This window comes from Anabaena sp. TISTR 8404 (genome assembly GCF_056847745.1).
Map to the genome: position 1 here is coordinate 3,647,625 of NZ_CP180578.1, position 20,414 is coordinate 3,668,038.

The 20,414-nt window shown below is 41.2% G+C and carries 17 protein-coding genes; 11 read left to right on the forward strand and 6 right to left on the reverse strand.

Going from position 1 to position 20,414, the window contains the following annotated elements; all coding sequences use genetic code 11:
• Nucleotides 1–38: 38 nt before the first annotated feature.
• From ACMX3D_RS15715 to ACMX3D_RS15730, 4 genes are all read left to right on the forward strand, one after another.
• Complete coding sequence (locus tag ACMX3D_RS15715) at nucleotides 39–332, forward strand: NAD(P) transhydrogenase subunit alpha part 2 (protein WP_096558236.1); 294 nt, start codon at nucleotides 39–41, stop codon at nucleotides 330–332.
• The gene (locus tag ACMX3D_RS15720) at nucleotides 329–1,732 is read left to right on the forward strand and encodes an NAD(P)(+) transhydrogenase (Re/Si-specific) subunit beta (RefSeq protein WP_482746831.1); all 1,404 of its coding nucleotides are present in this window, start codon (nucleotides 329–331) and stop codon (nucleotides 1,730–1,732) included. The genes ACMX3D_RS15715 and ACMX3D_RS15720 overlap by 4 nt, the downstream gene beginning before the upstream one ends.
• Before the next feature lie 179 nt (nucleotides 1,733–1,911).
• A complete protein-coding gene (locus ACMX3D_RS15725) occupies nucleotides 1,912–2,646 on the forward strand; it encodes a hypothetical protein (RefSeq protein ID WP_482746832.1) in 735 nt (244 codons plus the stop codon).
• A 152-nt stretch (nucleotides 2,647–2,798) separates the two neighbouring features.
• Nucleotides 2,799–3,710 carry an Rpn family recombination-promoting nuclease/putative transposase gene (locus tag ACMX3D_RS15730; protein ID WP_482746833.1) on the forward strand — a complete coding sequence of 304 codons (912 nt, stop codon included), beginning with the start codon at nucleotides 2,799–2,801 and terminating at the stop codon, nucleotides 3,708–3,710.
• Nucleotides 3,711–3,837: 127 nt separating this feature from the next.
• Here ACMX3D_RS15730 and miaA read toward each other — a convergent pair whose 3' ends face one another.
• Nucleotides 3,838–4,731 carry a tRNA (adenosine(37)-N6)-dimethylallyltransferase MiaA gene (gene miaA / locus ACMX3D_RS15735; protein WP_482746834.1) on the reverse strand — a complete coding sequence of 298 codons (894 nt, stop codon included), beginning with the start codon at nucleotides 4,729–4,731 and terminating at the stop codon, nucleotides 3,838–3,840.
• Nucleotides 4,732–5,107: 376 nt separating this feature from the next.
• On the opposite strand from miaA, the gene gyrB reads away from it, so the two are divergent.
• Together gyrB and rpoD are read left to right on the forward strand one after the other, a co-directional pair.
• On the forward strand, nucleotides 5,108–7,045 hold the full coding sequence (gene gyrB, locus ACMX3D_RS15740; RefSeq protein ID WP_482746835.1) for a DNA topoisomerase (ATP-hydrolyzing) subunit B: 1,938 nt from the start codon (nucleotides 5,108–5,110) through the stop codon (nucleotides 7,043–7,045).
• Between the two features lie 1,592 nt (nucleotides 7,046–8,637).
• Nucleotides 8,638–9,813 (forward strand): RNA polymerase sigma factor RpoD, encoded by a 1,176-nt coding sequence (gene rpoD / locus ACMX3D_RS15745; RefSeq protein WP_482746836.1) that lies wholly within the window; start codon nucleotides 8,638–8,640, stop codon nucleotides 9,811–9,813.
• 223 nt (nucleotides 9,814–10,036) lie between these two features.
• Here the strand turns inward: rpoD and ACMX3D_RS15750 are convergent, their stop codons facing one another.
• The 3 genes from ACMX3D_RS15750 to gyrA all read right to left on the reverse strand — a co-directional run bounded on the left by ACMX3D_RS15750 (nucleotide 10,037) and on the right by gyrA (nucleotide 13,626).
• Nucleotides 10,037–10,219 carry a high light inducible protein gene (locus ACMX3D_RS15750; protein WP_482746837.1) on the reverse strand — a complete coding sequence of 61 codons (183 nt, stop codon included), beginning with the start codon at nucleotides 10,217–10,219 and terminating at the stop codon, nucleotides 10,037–10,039.
• A gap of 131 nt (nucleotides 10,220–10,350) precedes the next feature.
• Nucleotides 10,351–11,037 (reverse strand): phosphatase PAP2 family protein, encoded by a 687-nt coding sequence (locus tag ACMX3D_RS15755; RefSeq protein WP_482746838.1) that lies wholly within the window; start codon nucleotides 11,035–11,037, stop codon nucleotides 10,351–10,353.
• An 84-nt stretch (nucleotides 11,038–11,121) separates the two neighbouring features.
• A complete protein-coding gene (gene gyrA, locus ACMX3D_RS15760) occupies nucleotides 11,122–13,626 on the reverse strand; it encodes a DNA gyrase subunit A (RefSeq protein ID WP_482746839.1) in 2,505 nt (834 codons plus the stop codon).
• A gap of 227 nt (nucleotides 13,627–13,853) precedes the next feature.
• Between gyrA and ACMX3D_RS15765 the strand changes: the two genes are divergently transcribed.
• Complete coding sequence (locus ACMX3D_RS15765; RefSeq protein WP_482746840.1) at nucleotides 13,854–14,249, forward strand: response regulator; 396 nt, start codon at nucleotides 13,854–13,856, stop codon at nucleotides 14,247–14,249.
• Between the two features lie 199 nt (nucleotides 14,250–14,448).
• Nucleotides 14,449–14,643, forward strand: coding sequence for a hypothetical protein (locus ACMX3D_RS15770; protein WP_482746841.1), 195 nt, complete (start codon nucleotides 14,449–14,451; stop codon nucleotides 14,641–14,643).
• On the opposite strand, the gene ACMX3D_RS15775 is transcribed toward ACMX3D_RS15770, so the two are convergent.
• A complete protein-coding gene (locus ACMX3D_RS15775) occupies nucleotides 14,633–15,490 on the reverse strand; it encodes a tetratricopeptide repeat protein (RefSeq protein WP_482746842.1) in 858 nt (285 codons plus the stop codon). The genes ACMX3D_RS15770 and ACMX3D_RS15775 overlap by 11 nt on opposite strands.
• A gap of 249 nt (nucleotides 15,491–15,739) precedes the next feature.
• On the opposite strand from ACMX3D_RS15775, the gene ACMX3D_RS15780 reads away from it, so the two are divergent.
• Together ACMX3D_RS15780 and ACMX3D_RS15785 are read left to right on the forward strand one after the other, a co-directional pair.
• On the forward strand, nucleotides 15,740–16,261 hold the full coding sequence (locus tag ACMX3D_RS15780; protein ID WP_482746843.1) for a TetR/AcrR family transcriptional regulator: 522 nt from the start codon (nucleotides 15,740–15,742) through the stop codon (nucleotides 16,259–16,261).
• 295 nt (nucleotides 16,262–16,556) lie between these two features.
• Nucleotides 16,557–17,903, forward strand: coding sequence for a pentapeptide repeat-containing protein (locus tag ACMX3D_RS15785; protein ID WP_482746844.1), 1,347 nt, complete (start codon nucleotides 16,557–16,559; stop codon nucleotides 17,901–17,903).
• A gap of 9 nt (nucleotides 17,904–17,912) precedes the next feature.
• Here the strand turns inward: ACMX3D_RS15785 and ACMX3D_RS15790 are convergent, their stop codons facing one another.
• Complete coding sequence (locus ACMX3D_RS15790) at nucleotides 17,913–18,668, reverse strand: YdcF family protein (RefSeq protein WP_482746845.1); 756 nt, start codon at nucleotides 18,666–18,668, stop codon at nucleotides 17,913–17,915.
• 326 nt (nucleotides 18,669–18,994) lie between these two features.
• Here ACMX3D_RS15790 and ctpB point away from each other — a divergent pair, with 326 nt between their 5' ends.
• The gene (gene ctpB / locus ACMX3D_RS15795) at nucleotides 18,995–20,332 is read left to right on the forward strand and encodes a carboxyl-terminal processing protease CtpB (RefSeq protein ID WP_482746846.1); all 1,338 of its coding nucleotides are present in this window, start codon (nucleotides 18,995–18,997) and stop codon (nucleotides 20,330–20,332) included.
• The last annotated feature ends 82 nt before the right edge of the window (nucleotides 20,333–20,414 follow it).

Below are 20,414 nucleotides of genomic sequence, written 5' to 3' on the forward strand. Positions count from 1 at the left end.
GGCTCTAGCCTCTAGCCCCTAAATAAAAGGAGTATTTCATGACAGAAGCATTACTTGCTGCTTTGTTTGTATTTGTTTTGGCATCTTTTATCGGCTTTGAAGTAATTAACAAAGTTCCACCAACTCTACATACGCCCTTAATGTCCGGCTCAAATGCGATTTCTGGCATTGCGGTACTGGGGGCGATAGTAGCTGCTGGTGCAAGAGAGACAAGTGTTTCGGTAATTCTTGGTTTGATTGCAGTGGTACTCGCCACAGTCAACGTCGTGGGTGGTTTCCTCGTTACCGACAGAATGCTGCAAATGTTCAAGAAAAAGGAGATTAAGGCGTGAGCGACTTTTTACCAACTGGAATTCAGCTGACGTACTTAGTCGCTGCATCCTTATTTATTTTTGGTTTGAAAAAGCTGGGTTCACCCGCTACAGCCCGGAATGGCAATGTGATTGCGGCAGTGGGGATGCTGCTGGCAATTGTGGCGACGATGCTGGATCAGCATGTGCTGAATTATGAAATGATTTTGTTAGGCTTGGCTATTGGTTCAGCCATTGGTGCGATCGCAGCCTACAAAGTCCAAATGACCGAAATGCCCCAAATGGTGGGTTTACTGAACGGCTTAGGCGGTGCAGCTTCCGCCCTAGTCGCTGTCGCAGAATTTTGGCGTTTACTAGAACACTCCCAACCCATCCCTTTAGATGTCAACATTTCCATGTTGTTGGATGTGTTAATTGGTGGTGTTACCTTCACAGGTAGTTTTCTCGCCTTTGCCAAATTGCAAGGTTTAATTAGCGGTTCCCCCATTACATTTCCCTTCCAGCAACCATTTAACTTGTTGCTTCTAGGTGCTTACATAGCAGGTAGTGCCTACTTAATTGTCACACCAGATAGCCTACCGATATTCTTAGCAGTGACGGTCGTTTCCTTAATATTAGGTGTAATGTTCGTCATCCCTATTGGTGGCGGCGATATGCCTGTTGTAATTTCGCTGTTGAACTCCTTGTCGGGTGTAGCAGCATCCGCCGCTGGGTTTGTGGTGATGAACAATATGTTAATCATCGCTGGTGCATTGGTCGGTGCTTCCGGTATCATCCTCACCGAGATTATGTGTAAAGCGATGAACCGTTCTCTGTTCAGTGTGCTGTTCAGCGCTTTTGGTTCAGGTGGTGGTGCTACTGGTGCAGCTGCGGCTGGTACAACAGATCAAACCGTCCGCAGTATTGATCCCGAAGAAGGTGCGATGATGTTGGGTTATGCCCGAAACGTCGTGATTGTTCCTGGTTACGGTATGGCAGTTGCCCAAGCGCAACACAGCGTAAGGGAATTGGCAGACCAATTAGAACGTATGGGTGTTGATGTGAAGTATGCCATTCACCCTGTAGCCGGGAGAATGCCAGGACACATGAACGTATTGTTGGCAGAGGCGAATGTGCCTTACACCCAGTTGTATGACATGGAAGATATCAATCCTCAGTTTGAACAAGCGGATGTAGCTTTAGTAATTGGGGCAAATGATGTAGTAAATCCAGCCGCACGAAGTGATGCTAATAGCCCCATTTACGGTATGCCAATTTTGGAAGTAGATCGGGCAAAACATACCATTGTCATTAAGCGCGGGATGAGTGCAGGTTTTGCTGGTGTAGATAATGAATTGTTCTACAAAGATAAAACCACAATGTTGTTTGGTAGCGCGAAAGATATGGTGGCAAAGTTAGTTTCAGAAGTGAAGCAACTTTAGGGAAAGAAGAATAATTAATTTAGTTAACTTGCCTTGGAGGTGTGATGCTTCTGAGGCAAGTTTTTTATTTTGTTTGGCGCAAAGACGCAAAGGATTAAAATTTTTGACTGGACAATCTTTTTATTATCAATTATTTTTGACTTGCTAATGTTTAAATCTTTAGGTAAAAGTTCATAGATATGAATAATCAAAATTGGTTTGATGATGAGCTTCTAGAAAAAAGAATTAATAAATTTTATGGATATGGTAATTATAAGGGTAATTATTGGTTTATTGGAATGGAGGAAGCAGGAGGAGGCTTTAATGAAATTGACAACAGAATAAAGCAATGGTCAGCAAGAGGAGAAAATGCAATAGAAGATATTGCAGAATATCATATAGCTATCGGATATCCAAAGCTTTTCCATGAAGGTGCAAAATTAGATGTACCAGTATGGAGAGCAATAATTCGTATTGTATTAAGCGCTAAAGGAAAAGAGAATATTGATATAGAAGATGTTCGCAAATATCAAATAAATGAATTAGGTAGAAAAGAGAAAGAAACTTGTCTATTAGAATTATTTCCTTTACCATCACCATCTCGTAATGATTGGATATATGGTAAACATTCTCGCCTGCCTTATTTATGTGATAGACAAACTTATGAAAACCATTGTTGTAAGGCACGAATTAATCATATCAGTGAAAGAATACAGGAATATAAACCTAATGCAGTTGTTTTTTACGGTTTAGGATTTGAATATTATTGGAGACAAATCACTGAAAAAATAACGGATATTGAGTTTTCACAGTCTTCAGAATGTTACTGGATATGTAGAAATAGTCAAACTATATTTGTAATGGCTAAATTTCCCAGAGCTTTACCAAATGAATATTTTCATAATATTGGTAGAGCGATCGCAGCTAAATCTTAACATTAGAAATACTCTGCATCCCTCTGCGCTACCTCCGTGTTCCTTTGCTTTTAAAAAGTGATGAACTAACTTATTTTCCTCTGTGTTCTCTGAACCTCTGTGGTTCGTTAGGAAAAGCGATCTCTCATCACTAACATGGTATAAATCTAATCATGATAGACCACGATCGCCTGTTCAAAGAATTACTCACCACCTTCTTCTGGGAATTCATTGAGTTATTCTTTCCAGAAATTACCGCTTATCTGGAAAGAGACACCATTACCTTCCTTGATAAAGAAGTTTTTACCGATGTTACGGCTGGCGAAAAATATGAAACTGACATAGTAGTAAAAGCAAAATTTAGAGAGCAAGAATCGTTTTTCTTAGTACATCTAGAACATCAAGCTTATTATCAAGAAGCATTTGATTTACGGATGTATCGCTACTTTGCCAGATTGTATGAGAAATACGGCTTGCCAGTTTATCCTATTGCCTTATTTTCTTATGATCGCCCCAAAAAAGTCGAACAAGATTTTCATCAAGTCGCATTTCCCAATAAAGTAGTCTTGCAATTCAACTATGATCTCATTCAGTTAAATCGCCTGAATTGGCGAGAGTATTTACAGCAGCAAAATCCTGTGACTAGTGCGCTGATGGCTAAAATGAGCATAGCGCCGCAAGACCGCCCCAGAGTAAAATCTGAGTGTCTGCGCCTATTAGCTACATTGCAGTTAGATCCAGCGAGGATGCAGTTAATTTCTGGGTTTATTGACAGCTATCTACGGCTAAATGCCCAAGAAAATGAAATATTCCAGGCGGAAATTGCCCAATTTGAACCAACTCAACAAGAGGTAGTTATGCAAATCGTCACCAGTTGGATGGAGGAAGGGATACAACAAGGGCTGCAACAAGGAGAGTTGAAAATAATTCAGCGTCTCTTAACAAGACGCATTGGTACAATTACTCCCCAATTACAAGAACAACTGCGGGGATTATCTTTAACTCAGTTAGAGGATTTAGCAGAAGCTTTACTAGATTTCACCTCGGAAGCTGATTTAATAGCTTGGTTGCAACAGCAGCAATAAGATGTTTATCCTATTAAGCGATCGCTTTCTTGATTCATATTGTTGCGATCGCTTGCATTTCATTAAAAAAGCAAAGCAATACTAGCAGAACTTCCTAACTCAAAACTACTGTGACTGGGGCAAATTTTTAGTTAATAAACTGGGTTACTCGCTGCCAAACCTTATCTATCAAATCAGCATCATCTGCATTAAACCACTCAATTTGGGGATATGCTCTAAACCATGTGCGTTGTCGCTTGGCGAATTGTCTTGTATGTAAAACTATTAATTCCTTCGCTTCATTTAAAGTAATCTCACCAGCCAAATATTGCTTGATTTCTTGATATCCCAAGGTGTTTAATAACGATAAATCAGCACCATATTTTTGACACAAATATTCCACCTCAGCGACTAAACCATCTGCAATCATTTGTTCAGTTCGCTTGTGAATCCGTGCGTCTAATTTTTCAACATCACAATCTAAGCCAATCTGCAAAATTGGATAATTTGGCGGGTTTTCGCCTTGTTGTTCAGATATCGGCATTCCAGTTATGTAAAATACCTCTAATGCTCGTAAAGTCCGCACGGGATCGTTCGGATGAATCTTTTGTGCAGCGGCGGGATCAACTTGTTGCAACATACTATAAAGTTGATTTTGACCGAGAGATTCTAACTGCGATCGCAATTCATAATTAGGCGCAACTCTAGGAATTTTCATCCCTTGAACTATTGAACGAATATATAAACCAGTTCCACCTACTAATAAAATTGGCTCAACAGCAACAGACGCAATCAAAGCTTGCGCTTGCTGTTGATAGTCTGCTACCGTCATTGTTTCTGTTGGTTCGCATATATCTATTAAGTAATGTGGCACTAATTTTTGTTCCGCTAACGTTGGTTTAGCTGTGCCAATATTAAACTCACGGTAAACTTGACGGGAATCTGCACTCAGAATTACAGAACCTAACCTTGTAGCTAAACTTAAAGCTAAACCAGACTTACCTGTTGCAGTCGCCCCACAAATAACAATTAATTTAGTCATTGATTAATGGTCAATTGTCATTGGTCAATAGTCAATAGTTCAGCTTCCCTAATATTTTTGTGTTAACATTTATTAATAGTATTTTTGTACTATATTCTCAATCAATGAGAACCGTGTTAACCTCTCAAGGAAGTATTTGTATTGAGGTTAAACAAAGTAATCTTTGGCAATACTCTGCACCCCTCAGCGTTGAAAAAAGTGATTTCAGAAAAAATTAAATGATCTATCGGGAAAACTTATGGGGATACATCCCCTAGATAAACTTCTCACAAAATTGCCCTACAGTCGCCAGTAAGGCTTTTGTGTTAGAATTTTGGTGTGTTTTTGCTTTTTTAGCCTTTGGGCGATTTCAACCCCACGCATCAGGAGAATTTTCATGACGAGCAGTTACAGTGCCGATCAGATTCAAGTTCTGGAAGGTCTGGAAGCCGTCCGCAAACGACCGGGGATGTACATTGGTTCTACCGGGCCGCGAGGACTCCACCATTTAGTTTATGAGGTGGTAGATAACTCTATTGATGAAGCCTTAGCAGGTTACTGTACTCATATAGAGATCGATCTTAACGCTGATGGTTCCGTGACGGTAACAGATGATGGTCGGGGTATTCCTACTGATACTCACTCACGCACAGGAAAGTCGGCTTTAGAAACAGTGTTAACCGTGCTGCACGCTGGCGGTAAATTTGGCGGTGGCGGCTACAAAGTTTCTGGAGGATTGCACGGGGTTGGGATTTCTGTAGTTAATGCTTTATCAGAAATTGTCGAAGTTACAGTTTGGCGGGATAAAAAGGTTCACACCCAACGCTATGAAAGAGGTGTTCCAGTTACTGAACTGGTAGTTAAATCTTATAAAGAAGCTAGAACTGGAACTTCTGTTAGTTTCAAGCCAGATGCTCAAATATTTACGACTGGTACAGAGTTTGATTACATCACCCTAGCAGGCCGTTTGCGAGAATTGGCTTATCTGAATGCAGGGGTGAAAATTACTTTCACAGACAACCGTTTAGAACTCCTCAAAAGCGATACACCCAAGGTCGAAACTTATGAATACAAGGGTGGGATCAAAGAATATATCGCTTACATGAACCGTGAAAAGCAACCACTGCATGAAGAAATTATTTATGTGCAGGGAGAACGCAGCAATGTGCAAATAGAAGTTGCGTTGCAGTGGTGTACAGATGCTTACACAGATAATGTGTTGGGTTTTGCGAATAATATCCGCACTGTTGATGGTGGGACGCACTTGGAAGGTTTAAAGGCGGTGCTGACTCGGACATTAAATGCGATCGCTCGTAAACGGAATAAAATCAAAGAAAATGAACCGAACCTCAGTGGTGAACACGTCCGCGAAGGTTTAACAGCAGTAATCTCGGTCAAAGTTCCTGATCCCGAATTTGAAGGACAAACCAAAACCAAACTCGGTAATACTGAGGTGCGGGGAATTGTTGATTCTCTCGTGGGAGAGGTTTTAACTGAATATCTGGAATTTCATCCTGGTATCGCTGATTCAATTCTCGATAAAGCCATCCAAGCATTCAAAGCCGCTGAAGCTGCACGTCACGCACGGGAATTAGTCAGACGCAAATCTGTACTAGAATCCTCTCCTTTACCTGGGAAATTAGCAGATTGTAGTTCTCGCGATCCCAGCGAATCCGAAATTTACATTGTAGAAGGTGACTCAGCGGGTGGTAGCGCCAAACAAGGACGCGATCGCCGCACTCAAGCTATCCTCCCTCTACGTGGTAAAATCCTGAACATCGAAAAAACTGACGATTCCAAAATCTACAAAAATAACGAAATTCAGGCGTTAATTACCGCCTTGGGTTTAGGGGTAAAAGGTGAAGAATTCGATGCCAGCCAGCTGCGCTATCACCGCATAATCATCATGACAGACGCTGACGTAGACGGAGCGCACATCCGCACATTACTGTTAACCTTCTTTTATAGATATCAGCGATCGCTCATTGAACAAGGTTTCATTTATATTGCTTGTCCTCCTTTATATAAAGTAGAACGCGGCAGAAATCACGAGTATTGCTATAGCGATAGAGAACTGCAAGAAGTCATCGCTAAGTTCCCCGCTAATGCCAACTACACCATCCAACGTTTCAAAGGTTTGGGTGAAATGATGCCAGAACAACTCTGGACAACCACAATGAACCCAGAAACTCGCACCCTCAAACAAGTAGAAATAGAAGATGCTGCTGAAGCTGATCGCATTTTCACAATTTTAATGGGCGATCGCGTCGCACCCAGACGCGAATTTATCGAAACCTACGGTTCTAAACTCAATCTTGCCGAACTAGATATATAATATCCAGCAAATATCAACTATCCTGATGTGCAGTAATGGTGGGTAATGGGCGATCGCTCATTACCTTTTTTCTTTTCTAGACTCTAGGTTCCAATTTCTAGTCGCTATTTGCCTAAAAATCAAGAAAATTTTTTATGAGCATTTCCCTTATCTGAGAGTTGTTTGTTAAAATACATAAGTATTAATTACTAAACTTATTAATTTTTTCTTTCTACAAAAACGCATAAAAAGCTTACGTTGTCAAGTCATTGCTATATATAAGGTTTAACCATGAATTTCTCTTGGGTCAGCATTTCCAATGAGTTGAAAAGCCCCAATCCATACAGTTACGTATTCTAGTTTTCGCCAAGCTGCAAGAGCATTTGTTATCCTTGAGGTGCGAGTACCTAATCTTGTCTACCTAAAAAGTTGGTTAAGTATTTTAGGATGGTGAAGATTACACAAAGCAATAATTTTCTGCAAAAATAAGTATTATATTTAACGTATTCGTACGTAGCAAGGATTAACTAATACATTCTCAACCAACACTTTAACTTTTTGATGTTCAAATGATTGGTTGGTAATGGTAGAAATTCGTTCAAGGCAAACATACAAACATCTGTCATCTTGTCTTAGTCGAAATGGTCATTTTGTCTGTATCTAATAAACTTTTGCCCTCAGCAAATAAATATCTAAATTATCAACTGTCAAATTCTTTATAAATTGATTAAAATATCTTTGTATACAATAGGAACAGTTTGTCAAGATTCATAGGGTTGAAATCTCATCTGTGCGCTAATGTGTGAATAAGACCAAATCAGTTAAAACCCAATTGAATGCCATCTGCCAGATTTTGCCACAGCCTCAACTCCGCAGTTAAGGCGGTTGGCATAAACTACAGTTAAGTGTTATCAGAGAAGCAGTATCACTCTTACTGATCTACCCTGTGGGTCTTCCTATATAACTGTTTGGCATGAGTCATTTATAAAGGAAATGTAAAAATATGCACCTAAATACTTCTCGCCTAAGTTAATATAAAACACGCTGTTTCTAGGTAATTAATGTTTTAGTTAATACCTAAAATTGTGTAAAGGTGAGATGAATTTCCTTTGAATGTAAAGATAAGTCCACTGTGATTCCAAAAAGGTTTAAAAAAAATTTAAGGGGATACCTACCGTTTTCAATATCTTTTTGATAATAGTGGCTTTAACTTACTTAATGACTTCATGATTAACACACAAAAAGAGTGCAATTTCTGTGAAACAGGCTACAATCGGAACAGTCTTTGTAAGAAAATATGCCAAGAGTCATAATAGTCTATATGCAGTGGTAGATTTTCGATCAAGACAAGCCCTGTTTTAAACAAACAAGTTAAAAGTTGTGTGCGACAGCAACACGCGACTATTACTAAAGTGAGTAAGTCAGCATTAAATGCGACTTTTCACACTTCAATAAAAAACTCCTCCAATATGGAGTAAAACTGCCGAAAAAGTTTCAGGGAAAACAGCCTAAAAACCGATTTTCGGTTGTTCACTAGCCCTCATAAAAAGAGCGCTAAATACATCTTGAGTAATTGAAGTAATTGATTCTGCAAGGAGCATGAGGAACGCGGCATGAACCAGGCTAACAACGTACTCGAAAGCAATTATCAGCCTGACCTAGAAATAATAAATCAGCCTGATTTCGAGGAGTTAGAAGACCTCTTAATTGAAGAAGAGGATGACTTGCTACTCGTAGATGATGGCGAAATGGATGAATTTTTAGAGCCTCAGTCTGATGAGGACGACGCAAAGTCTGGAAAAGCCGCTAAATCGCGTCGTCGCACACAAAGCAAGAAAAAGCACTACACCGAAGATTCAATTCGTCTTTACTTGCAAGAAATAGGACGAATTCGCTTGTTGCGGGCTGACGAAGAAATCGAATTAGCACGGAAAATCGCTGATTTACTGGAATTAGAAAGAATACGGGAAAGACTTTCAGAACAGTTAGATCGCGCTCCTCGTGATAGCGAATGGGCAGAAGCAGTGCAATTACCGTTACCCGCTTTTCGCTATCGCTTGCATGTTGGCCGTAGGGCAAAAGATAAAATGGTGCAATCGAACCTACGACTGGTAGTTTCAATTGCCAAAAAATACATGAATCGTGGTTTGTCCTTCCAAGACTTAATTCAAGAAGGTAGTCTTGGTTTGATTCGTGCGGCTGAGAAGTTTGACCACGAAAAAGGCTATAAATTCTCCACCTACGCTACATGGTGGATTCGTCAGGCCATCACCAGAGCGATCGCAGATCAGTCTCGTACTATCCGCTTACCGGTTCACCTTTACGAAACTATCTCACGGATCAAGAAAACTACCAAGCTACTTTCTCAAGAAATGGGGCGTAAACCCACTGAGGAAGAAATCGCTACTCGCATGGAAATGACCATTGAGAAACTGCGGTTTATTGCTAAATCTGCCCAGCTACCCATCTCATTAGAAACGCCCATTGGTAAAGAAGAAGATTCTCGATTGGGCGATTTTATTGAATCCGATGGTGAGACCCCAGAAGATCAGGTTTCTAAAAATCTGTTGCGTGAAGATTTAGAAAAAGTCCTCGATAGCCTCAGCCCCCGCGAACGTGATGTTCTAAGACTTCGTTACGGCTTAGATGACGGTCGGATGAAAACTCTTGAGGAAATTGGCCAAATCTTCAATGTTACCCGCGAACGCATTCGTCAAATTGAAGCCAAAGCCCTCCGCAAATTACGCCATCCCAACCGTAATAGCGTCCTCAAAGAATATATTCGTTAGTCAACCAATTTTGGATTTTAGATTGATAAATTCTCTAATTCAAAAAAATCCAACGTTTAAAATCTCAATTCCAAGGGTCAATAGTCAATAGCAATGCGCCTGAAGTCCTCATACTCTTGACAATTGACTAATCACTTTTGACTAAGAAAATAAACAACCTGGTAGTTAATTGCTACCAGGTTTTTATTTTTCATATTTTTAGAAAATTTACATTACTTAAATCTTAAAGAATGCCCCAGAAATGCAGGAAGCCTTGACCAGAGAATAGTTCAATCAATGCAGCAGCTAAAAAGCCAATCATTGCCAAACGACCATTCCAAATTTCTGCTTGAGGAGTAAAACCCCAGCGCCAAGCGTTGCGATCTTCAACTACGGGAGCAGAGATTTTTGTGGTTGTGTTAGTCATCGTTGATACTCCAAACAGGATTTACTTGGGCTTGTTACCTTATGTAAATTAATATAACAAGTATCTTTAAAAAATGTAACTTTTATTCAAAGTTTTATTACTAAAGTTAGAAATTAATAGAAAAATTAACACTAATTTTGTCTGAGATTTTGCAGTTTTAACATTGCGATGCACATCATCAGCCAGAGAAATCCGACTCCATAACCTGCAATGACATCTGTAGGCCAATGCACTCCTAAATATAGACGACTGATACCAATAGCAGCGATCGCAATAACTGCCACACTGTAGATAAATTTAGAAAATCTAGGATAGTGAGTTGCCAACAAGTAAGCCAGTAACCCGTATAGCACTAAAGAACCTAGTGCATGACCACTGGGAAAACTAAAAGATGTTTCAGAAATCAACTGAGTCCAAAGTTTGGGACGAGGTTTAGTGAACAACAACTTCAATCCTGTATTCAGAATAAAAGCTCCCAAACAAGCGATCGCAAATATTTTTGCTTCTTGAAAGTAACGCCGCCACCAGAGTACGGTTAAACTAACAACTACAACAACAACCACCACACTCGGATTACCCAAGTTCGTTATTGTTAGCATCACATTGTCTAGACTGGGGTTAGCAAACTGATGCAGCCACAACAAAAAATTTGTATCAAATGCAAAAGCTTCTTGCTCTAAAACTTCTTCAAAAAGCTGTGCTAAAACAAAAAGTATAAGCAGACAACTAGCCAGCCCAAAAATACCAATTGTGGCAATTAAGGGGGCTAGATGAGGATGTATGTGTCGCAACCAAAAATTTGATATTTTGCGGAGCATAAGCCAATCTTACCTCCATCCCCCATAGACTATTTGGTAGACACACCTCAAACATCTAATTTTGTTTGCTTGCACGCATCTACGCTAATGTACTTCAGCAACAGCGATAATTTTTTCATCTCGATTCAGTTGCAGGATGCTTTCACCTGTAGTATCTCTACTCAAGATTGGTATTATATCTACAGTTAGCCGGACTACACGCTCTTTATTTGTTACTAGCGCCACTTCCGAAGTAGTAGTCTTCACCATACTAACTAAGTTGTCAGTTTTACTAGCAAATTTCAGTGCTTGCGTACCTAAATCTCCTCGGTTAGCAGCTCTTAATTGACTCGCCGCCATACGCTTAGCATATCCTTGTTGAGTAACTAGGAGTAATTGGTCATCTTTGCCTACAGTTGCACAGCCAACCATTTGCTGGTTTCTCAACAGGCGGAAGGCTTGTAAACCCATCGCTGTTCGACCCATTATTGGCAATTGTTCATCGTTTACCGCAAACCGCAATAAACGTCCGCCAGAACTAGCTAAAATTAAATGCTCTCCTGTGCTGCTGGACTGAGTGAATAACAATTCGTCATCGTCTTTGAGTTTGACAATTGTAATTCCGCGACGAGTTAGGTTAGTAAATTCTGCCAAAGATAAGCGCTTAATTCTGCCTTGTTTTGTCAGGAGAATCATTTGCTTGGAATCTAAATCTGCTGGTAATAAAAAGCGGCTGACAACAGGTTCTTGACTGCCTTGGGCTGTAGTGGTGAGTGTGGTAATCAACGGTGTTCCTCGTGGAGAACGGCCAGTAGTTAAGGGAATTTCACCGACTCGCACAGGATAAACTTTGCCACCACTGGTCAGAATAAGTAAGTCTTGGTTTGTATCGGTCAATTCAGTTTGGATGAGGAAATCATTGTCTGGTAGACCGTTTTCGACTTTTGATTTCTTTCCAGAAGTAGCAAGGCGGCGGACATAACCCCGCTGGGTAAACTCCAGAATTGCTTCTTCCGCAGGCTGTTCGGCAGCGGAAATTTCTTCAATTTCTTCGGTTTTGCGACTTCTAGAACCTTCTGCGGCTTTGCTTTTTGGCAATTCCTCGCTCACACTGGGTGCTAACTTAGTACGTCGTGGATCGCCATACTTGCGCTTGAGCGATCGCAAATCTTTTTTCAAAGACTTTAATAATTCGCGGCGATCGCTAAGTAAGTTTTGCAAGAGGGCAATTTGTTCAGTCAGTTGCTCAAATTCTTGCTGCAAGTTTTGTTGTTCTAAACTAGTCAAGCGACGCAAAGGCATTGCTAAAATTGCATCTGCTTGTGCCTCACTCAAATTAAGTTGGTTACTCAAATTAATTTTGGCTGTGCTACCATCAGCGGCTTGCCGCAAAATATTAATGACATCATCTACCTGAGATAAAGCTTTCAGCAAACCTTCGACTATGTGCAAGCGACTTTCTGCTTTACCTAACTCGTAACCATAGCGACGGTTGAGGGTGGCTTCGCGGAAATTTAGAAACTCTTGCAACAATTGCCGCAAGCTTAATTGTCGGGGTTGCCCATCTACCAAGGCCAGAAGAATTGCCCCGAAATTAGTTTGCAAAGCGGTTTGGTGATACAAATGTTGCAGTACTTCTTGGGGGTTAGTATCGCGTTTCAGTTCAATTACTACCCGCATACCTTCGCGATCGCTTTCATCTCGAATATCCGAAATTCCTTGCAAGCGACTTTGATTGACTAATTCAGCAACTTTTTCAATCCAGCCAGCCTTATTCACTTGATAAGGCAATTCTGTGACAACAATTGCTGTGCGTTTCTTGCTGCCTCTACTACCAGCAATCTCTTCAATTTGAGCTACGCCCCGCAATACAATGCCACCTTTGCCTGTGCTGTATGCTTCCCGAATACCTGCATCGCCAACAATTTCACCACCAGTGGGAAAATCTGGCCCTGGAATTAACTCTAATAACTTTTCATCAGATAACTCTGGTTGGTCAATTAAGGCAATTAAACCATCAACGATTTCCCCCAAATTGTGTGGCGGAATATTCGTAGCCATACCGACTGCAATCCCCGCACAACCATTGAGTAACAAAAAGGGTAACTGTGCAGGTAATACCGTTGGTTCTTGCTGGGAATTATCAAAGTTCCCAATAAATTCCACAGTTTCTTCACCGATTTCTGCCAGCATACCTTCATGGCTAATGGATGCTAGACGAGTTTCGGTGTAGCGCATTGCTGCTGGTGGGTCATTATCAACGCTACCAAAGTTGCCATGTCCGGCGAGTAAGGGATAACGACTGGAAAAGTCCTGCACTAGCCTGACCAAAGCATCATACACAGCTTGATCACCATGAGGGTGATATTTACCGAGTACATCCCCCACAACACGCGCACATTTACGATAAGGTCTATCGGGTGTTAAACCTAGTTCGTGCATGGCATATAAAATGCGGCGATGCACAGGTTTTAAGCCATCACGCACATCTGGTAAGGCTCGCCCAACAATCACACTCATGGCATATTCTAGGTAAGACCGTTGCATCTCGGTGTGCAGGGCTGTTGTAATTACCTGTCCCGTTGAGAGAAGGTTTAACTGTTTTGCCATGAGTTTTTTCCCTGAAATTGAACTACACAAAAATCTCTATAACTGAACAATGCAGCAAACACAGCATAACGGATGGAAAGGGATTCCTAACATAATCTTGTTAGTCACAGGATAAACGGCAGTAGTATTATCCTTGATGACGGGGATATACATTGATGATTAAAAAGGAGCTAGACAACTGTGTTGCTCAGTGGGTTTTCCCCTTCACCTCTATTAATAAAATTCTCATGAAAACCGTTTTAATTGTTGAAGACGATCTAATTAATGCTCGCGTTTTTTCCAAAATTTTGACCAAGCGCGGTGGCTTAGATGTAAAACATACCGAAAATGTTGAAGAAGTGATCCAAATTGCTCAATCAGGGGAAGCAGACCTAATTTTAATGGATGTTTCTTTGTCTAGAAGTGTTTATCAAGGTAAGTCTGTTGATGGCATCAAAATTACCCAAATGTTGAAGTCAGATCCACAAACAGCAAACTTACCTGTAATTCTGGTGACTGCACACGCGATGGAAGGCGATCGCGAAAACTTCCTCAAGCAAAGCGGCGCTGACGGCTACATCTCTAAGCCTGTTGTTGACCATCAACAATTTGTTGACCAAATCATGGCACTTCTCCCCCACTAATGACCATTGAAAATTGACTAGATTCTGTTAGGAATATTCGCCCAAAACAGTTTTGGGCGAATATTTTCCTTTTATCTAGTATAGATGTACTATATAATAGTAGTTTTTCGCAAGTACTAGTTAGAAAAAAGTGCTGAGTGCTGAGTTCTGAGTAAAAATCTTACTTTTTAGCCCTTAGTCTCTTCTCCAGTGTCTTGGTATGAGTAGAAATTACGCATTTGGTAAATACCTCACCCCGCGTAACGGTCTTTTAACTCAGCAACGCCACTTGCTTCAACGCGGCGACACTTCCTTCAAGTCGGCGAAGCCGCCCAACGGAGTGCCTTGGAAACCCGCGCAACGCAGTGGCTCCTCAGCACTTTCAACTCAGCACTCAGCACTTTTCATTGAGTAGGCTGTTGCTGTAGAGCAGCTTGAATGCGGGGCAGTTCCAAAAATTTCTTTGTATCAGCTAGTAGACGTTCACCCCAGAGATTTTCCTTGAGGAAATCCAAATCAGCATAACGCTGATCGATGCGTAAAGCAGCTTCTCCCAATGTTAGGCTTTGTTGACGATCGCCTTTAGTATATAGTGCCACTGCCAAAGCTAATAAAGGCTCTGCGGCTTGCTTATCGATAGATACAGCCGTTTGCCACTGCTTAATTGCCGCATCAGCATTTCCCTGTTCATATTGGATTAAACCAATGTTATTAATTGCAGCCCAGAATTTTTTATCTTGGGCTACTGCCTGATTGTACTGCGCGATCGCTTCTGGTAATTTACCCACCATATAGTAAGCATTACCTAAATCAAACAACCCTTCTGGATCATTGGGTTTCAGTTTTAAACCTGCTTGATAATTAGCAATTGCCGCATCGTACTTTTTCTGTTGAAAATTAGCCGAACCCATAGCAAAAAGAGCATCGGCATTTTTGGGGTTGAGTGATTGTGCTTTCTTTAAGGCCGCAAGCGCTGGCTCAAATTCCCGATTTTGTAAATGCAAACCACCCAATAGAAGCCACACTTTATCATTTTTGGGAGCCAGTTGGCTGGCCAACCGCGCTCGCGGTAAAGCTAAATCAATCTGCTGAAATTGAGCTAGTTGCGCTGCCTCTTGTGCTAAAGTCAGCCCTTGCTTCTCCAACTTAGCCGGATCTAATTGCAGCGTATGGGGAATTAGTGCCTGTGCGTGAGCAACTTTAGGCAGACTCAACAAACTACAGGCAACTAGAAATGAAATTAAACGAACGTGTTTAGGCACACTACCGCCTCTTAGCCACAAATCAAATAATCTGTCAACTAGCTTAAACGATCTCTACTTTAGGCAAAAGGCAAAGTTTACAGTCGTTAGCGCTGGCTGTATTCATCACCATAGCTTAATTGAGTAGAAAGTGCTGAGTGGGAGTAGGGAGTAGTGATTGCTCCTTCCCTATTCCCGACTCCCTATTTTTACAAGCATTGACATCAGTATTAACCAAGTATAAATTCGTAAGTGTGTAATTACTAATTTATGGCGCGTAAACCGAAAATTACGAATCAGCAAATTTTAGCATCTGCCCGCGAAGTCTTCCTTCAGCAAGGGTTTGGTGGTTCAACTGTAGAAATTGCACAAATAGCAGGTATTTCTGAGGCTTCTATTTTCAAGCGCTTTTCTACGAAGGAAGAATTGTTCTTCTCAGCTATGGGGCTTCCGGAAAGACCTTTGTGGATAACCGAAATAGAAAACTTATGCGGTAAAGGTAATCTCAAAGAAAACTTGATTCAGGTGTGTATTCAGATTTTAGAATTTTACAGAGAAGTCCTACCTTGCTTTATCATGCTGCGTTCTCGTGGCAGCACTCTTTTAGAACCTGGAATGAAAACAGAACAGGGGCCGATGCAAGATGTTAAAGCGTTAACTTCTTTTTTAGAGCGAGAAATTAGCCTAAGTAGATTGCGTCCTGTTAATGCCAAAATAGTTGCCCAGATATTAGTAGGAACCTTAATGAACTACGTTCTTTTAGAGCACATACCACTCTTTCAACCTGGATGAGCAAATGAACCTTTCAAAGACTTTGATTCCGCCGAAAATCAATCAAATTTAGTGTTTTCATTTATTCAGAATTTGATAGAAGCAATCTGGCTAGGTATTGCACCTATTGAGGTTGATAAAGTTTTCTAACTAAATAAAGATATGGCATTTAAGAATATAGCTTAAAAGCAAGATTAAAAATTTTGATGAAAATTTTTAAGATTTGTAAGAGCGATCGCCCTGTATCTAATCCTACTTATTCGCCGTTAACATAAAACAGCTGTTGAACTGAGTCTACTGGGGCAAAATAGAAAGCATGGCAATTGAATCTAACTCTCACAATCGACCAACCCCAGAACCTTTACCCGAACAGGAGCCAGATGATTTTGACAACGGCTCTAGCGACAATCATTTAAGTCCAGAAGCACTGACAACTCAACAGGCTCTAGCAGCGATTTCATCTTTGCAATCGTCGCAGAATACCGCAGTGATGCAACAAGCCCGTTCTAGTATGCAGCCACGCCCTGCTGATCAATTTACAGTAAAGCCAAGGGCATTAGTACTAACTCTAGGCGCGATCGCTTTGACTTTGCTCGGAGTCATCCTGAATAACTGGATTTTGGGAATTGTCGGCACCTTGCTGACTTTGGTGTTATCTGTAGCAATGCTGTTACCTTGGTTGCAATATGTCCTCAGAGAATGGTTTACAGCAGAAGACAGAACCTTGTTTGTTGGTTTTTTGGGACTACTAGCAGCCATTGTCGGCTTTATCAAATTTTCTGGTATTGGCTCGCGCCTCCTCATATTAGGACGCAAAATCAACTGGGAAGCCTCTGGAACACTAGCAGAATGGTTTGGCGCATTGGGGCAAATTTTAATCGCTATTATTGCCGTTTACGTAGCGTGGCGACAGTACGTTATTTCCAAAGACCTGACCATTCAACAAAATCTGTTGACAGTTCAACAAAATATCATCACTCAGCAGCAGACCATAGATTCTTATTTCCAAGGTATTTCAGATTTGGTGTTAGACGAAGAAGGATTATTAGAAGACTGGCCCCAAGAAAGAGCGATCGCCGAAGGTCGCACAGCTGCGATTTTTAGTAGTGTTGATGGCAGTGGTAAAGCCAAAATTCTCAGATTTCTTTCCCGTTCTAAATTGCTGACACCCTTAAAACGCGATCGGCGCTTAGGTCGGGCGATTCTCAACGGTATGGGTGGTTATGCAGAAGACCGCCTAGAAGGTGTGCGCGTGATTGATTTAGGAGTAATGTTAGCCGCAGCTGACCTTTCTGGAACAGATTTGCGTTGGACTGACCTCAGCGAAGCTAATCTTGTCCGTGCTAACCTGAGTGGTTGTGACTTAGTAAAAGCTAACCTCTCCCGCACCATTTTATATGATGCCAATCTCAGCGGTGCTGACCTCAATGGAGCGCGTCTATTTTATGGCTCTTTAGAAAAAGCCTCACCCCGAAGTCGTACAGAACCACCAAACTACGAAACTGGGGAATGCACTGGGGCTGTTGTTGAAAATGCTGATTTCACCAATGCCCAACGGATGTCTGAGGCTAACCGTTTCTACTGCTGTGCTTGGGGTGGGGAAAAAACTAGAGCCACAATTCCCGGTGGTTGTGAAGGTATTCCTAACATGTTGGGGCGATAAATTTTTGATTCAAGGGTCAATAGTTTTTCCCCTGTCCCCCTGACCTGCACCCTGCCCCCTGCCTCCCGGCTTGCCCAAGCCCCCTTGTCTTTCACAGAAAAATCCTTGATTCTGCCATGCTTGCATATCCACATTAGTAAGTTGGATCACATTTGAACATTGCGGGTGGATAAATTGACTGATCACAGCCCACAACAAACTCCGTGTGATGTCAAATCCTGTTTTCCACCAATATTCACGATTAGCCGGACGACCTTTTTCTTTCACAACCTCTGGTTCTACCCAAATTCCATGCGCTCCTAAAAGAATCTGAGCCATCCATTTAGCTCTGGGAAAGTGAGTTGGAGAGCTAATTAGCTTGACTTTATGTACTCCCCAGCGTTTGAGAATTGGAATTCCATAATAGAAATTATCAAAGGTAGAATTTGCACAATTTTCTAACCAAACGTTTTGTAAATCTGCTGCTTCCCTTTGAAAAATCAGCCATATACAAGGGTCTGGAGAACCGCGAGAAATTAAAATGGGGATTTGGGGATTTTGTTTTGCTTGTTGGGCAACATAGATTTCACGGCGAATACTGCCACCAAGTACAAACAAAGCATCAACTGGCTTGGAAGATGCGAGAACTAAGGTTATAGTTATGAGAATTAGCCAGCAACCCAAAACTAAGCATAAACTACGTAAAAGTTTTTGTAATAATTGCAACCATTTTTGTAATTTTCTCTGCTCGGAAATTGATGAAGTTCGAGTAAATTTATGTCTCATGTCATAGCTAAAAAAAGCTGAGTTAAAGAATCTAGAAAATGCCAGCAGACCAGCCTGCAAAATGCTATCTTATAAAATTAATATAGGGTGTAAATATGACACGGTTAAAAGTGTCACAAGAGCTTTATGGTGTGAGATTAGACTGCTAAGTTATTTAGCAGATGTATGGCTGCAACACTAATGGTAAGTGATGCAGAATTTTTAGGATAATTCTGAGGGGAAAATAATGAAGAAAGCTTAACTGAAAATAGATTATAAAAACTTAAAAATCTCTGAAAAGTCTGATTGCTAAACTGTCAACAACACAACCATTCCAGCTAATATACATGAACCAATCTGCGAAACATTACTCGCCGCTCCAACTAGCCATGATTGGTGGAGCGATCGCCACGACAGCTGCTGTGTCCGTATTTGGCCCTGCTTGGACACGCTGCGTTCGTGCCGCCCTACAAGATAGCCCTAAAGCCTTAGTTGACCAAGTATGGCAACTGGTAAATCGTGAGTATGTTGATGGGACTTTTAATCAACAAGATTGGCAAGCAACTAGGCAGAGCCTATTAAGTAAAGACTATTCTTCTAAACAAGAAGCTTATGTAGCCATACGCGAAGCTTTACAAAAATTGGGCGATCCATACACAAGGTTTATGGATCCCAAACAGTATGAGGCTCTTACCAGCCAAACTTCTGGTGAGGTCTCAGGTATTGGTATTCGCATGGAAGTAAATGAAAAAACTCAGCGGCTAACAGTTGTAGAAGCTATAGACAATTCTCCTGCATTAAAAGCAGGGATTAAAGCTGGTGACGAGATATTAGCAATTGATGGAAAATCTACTTTAAAACTCAAGGTGGATGATGCTTCTAAGCTGATTCGTGGTCAAGCAGGTACTCCGATTACTTTGCGCTTGGAAAGAAGCGGACAGGGTACATTTGACTTGAAACTGACACGAGCAACTATTGAAGTCCCAACCGTTAGTTATGGCCTGAAGCAAGAAGGCAATCGACGTGTAGGTTATATCCGCTTAAGAGAGTTTAGTGGTCATGCTGCTGACCAAATGCGTAAAGCAATTCGAGATTTAAACGGTAAGAAAGTTGATGCTTTCGTATTAGATCTGCGTGGAAATCCTGGTGGTTTGTTGCAGGCAAGTATTGAAATTGCGCGGATGTGGATGGATAATGGTGCGATCGTCCGCACAGTTGACCGTCAAGGTAGCAGTGAGCAAACCAAAGCTAATCGCACCGCCTTAACAAAACTCCCCTTGGCTGTGCTTGTAGATGGAAATTCAGCCAGTGCCAGCGAAATTTTAACAGGGGCGCTGAAAGATAATAAACGCGCAGTAGTTATTGGTAGTCAAACCTTTGGCAAAGCTTTAGTACAGTCAGTGCATGAACTATCAGATGGTTCTGGTTTAGCTGTTACTATTGCTCACTACTACACTCCACTAGGAACTGATATTAACCATAAGGGCATTACTCCAGATATCAAGATAGATTTAACAGAAGCTCAAGAACGCCAGTTGGCATCTAACCCCAGTTTAATTGGCACTCCCAGCGATCCGCAGTATGCTGGAGCGATCGCAGCTTTATCTAGTAACAGTTTTGCTCGGTCTTCAGTCATATCACCCATCCCACCTGTGAGTGCTAGTGCCGAAAACTTTAAGTTTTAATTACCACAGGTTCATGTATGGGGATTTTTGAACCTAAATTGCTGGAGTTATAAAAACTGCCTGATCAAATCTTCATAGGATT

What these genes read in the sequence shown, in the direction of transcription:
- ACMX3D_RS15780 (WP_482746843.1), top strand. Translation starts at nt 15,740, where the DNA reads ATGGCGCGTAAACCGAAAATTACGAATCAGCAAATTTTAGCATCTGCC.
- ACMX3D_RS15790 (WP_482746845.1), bottom strand. Translation starts at nt 18,668, where the DNA reads ATGAGACATAAATTTACTCGAACTTCATCAATTTCCGAGCAGAGAAAA.
- ACMX3D_RS15725 (WP_482746832.1), top strand. Translation starts at nt 1,912, where the DNA reads ATGAATAATCAAAATTGGTTTGATGATGAGCTTCTAGAAAAAAGAATT.
- rpoD (WP_482746836.1), top strand. Translation starts at nt 8,638, where the DNA reads ATGAACCAGGCTAACAACGTACTCGAAAGCAATTATCAGCCTGACCTA.
- gyrA (WP_482746839.1), bottom strand. Translation starts at nt 13,626, where the DNA reads ATGGCAAAACAGTTAAACCTTCTCTCAACGGGACAGGTAATTACAACA.
- ACMX3D_RS15770 (WP_482746841.1), top strand. Translation starts at nt 14,449, where the DNA reads ATGAGTAGAAATTACGCATTTGGTAAATACCTCACCCCGCGTAACGGT.
- ACMX3D_RS15750 (WP_482746837.1), bottom strand. Translation starts at nt 10,219, where the DNA reads ATGACTAACACAACCACAAAAATCTCTGCTCCCGTAGTTGAAGATCGC.
- ctpB (WP_482746846.1), top strand. Translation starts at nt 18,995, where the DNA reads ATGAACCAATCTGCGAAACATTACTCGCCGCTCCAACTAGCCATGATT.
- ACMX3D_RS15755 (WP_482746838.1), bottom strand. Translation starts at nt 11,037, where the DNA reads ATGCTCCGCAAAATATCAAATTTTTGGTTGCGACACATACATCCTCAT.
- miaA (WP_482746834.1), bottom strand. Translation starts at nt 4,731, where the DNA reads ATGACTAAATTAATTGTTATTTGTGGGGCGACTGCAACAGGTAAGTCT.
- gyrB (WP_482746835.1), top strand. Translation starts at nt 5,108, where the DNA reads ATGACGAGCAGTTACAGTGCCGATCAGATTCAAGTTCTGGAAGGTCTG.
- ACMX3D_RS15785 (WP_482746844.1), top strand. Translation starts at nt 16,557, where the DNA reads ATGGCAATTGAATCTAACTCTCACAATCGACCAACCCCAGAACCTTTA.
- ACMX3D_RS15715 (WP_096558236.1), top strand. Translation starts at nt 39, where the DNA reads ATGACAGAAGCATTACTTGCTGCTTTGTTTGTATTTGTTTTGGCATCT.
- ACMX3D_RS15765 (WP_482746840.1), top strand. Translation starts at nt 13,854, where the DNA reads ATGAAAACCGTTTTAATTGTTGAAGACGATCTAATTAATGCTCGCGTT.
- ACMX3D_RS15730 (WP_482746833.1), top strand. Translation starts at nt 2,799, where the DNA reads ATGATAGACCACGATCGCCTGTTCAAAGAATTACTCACCACCTTCTTC.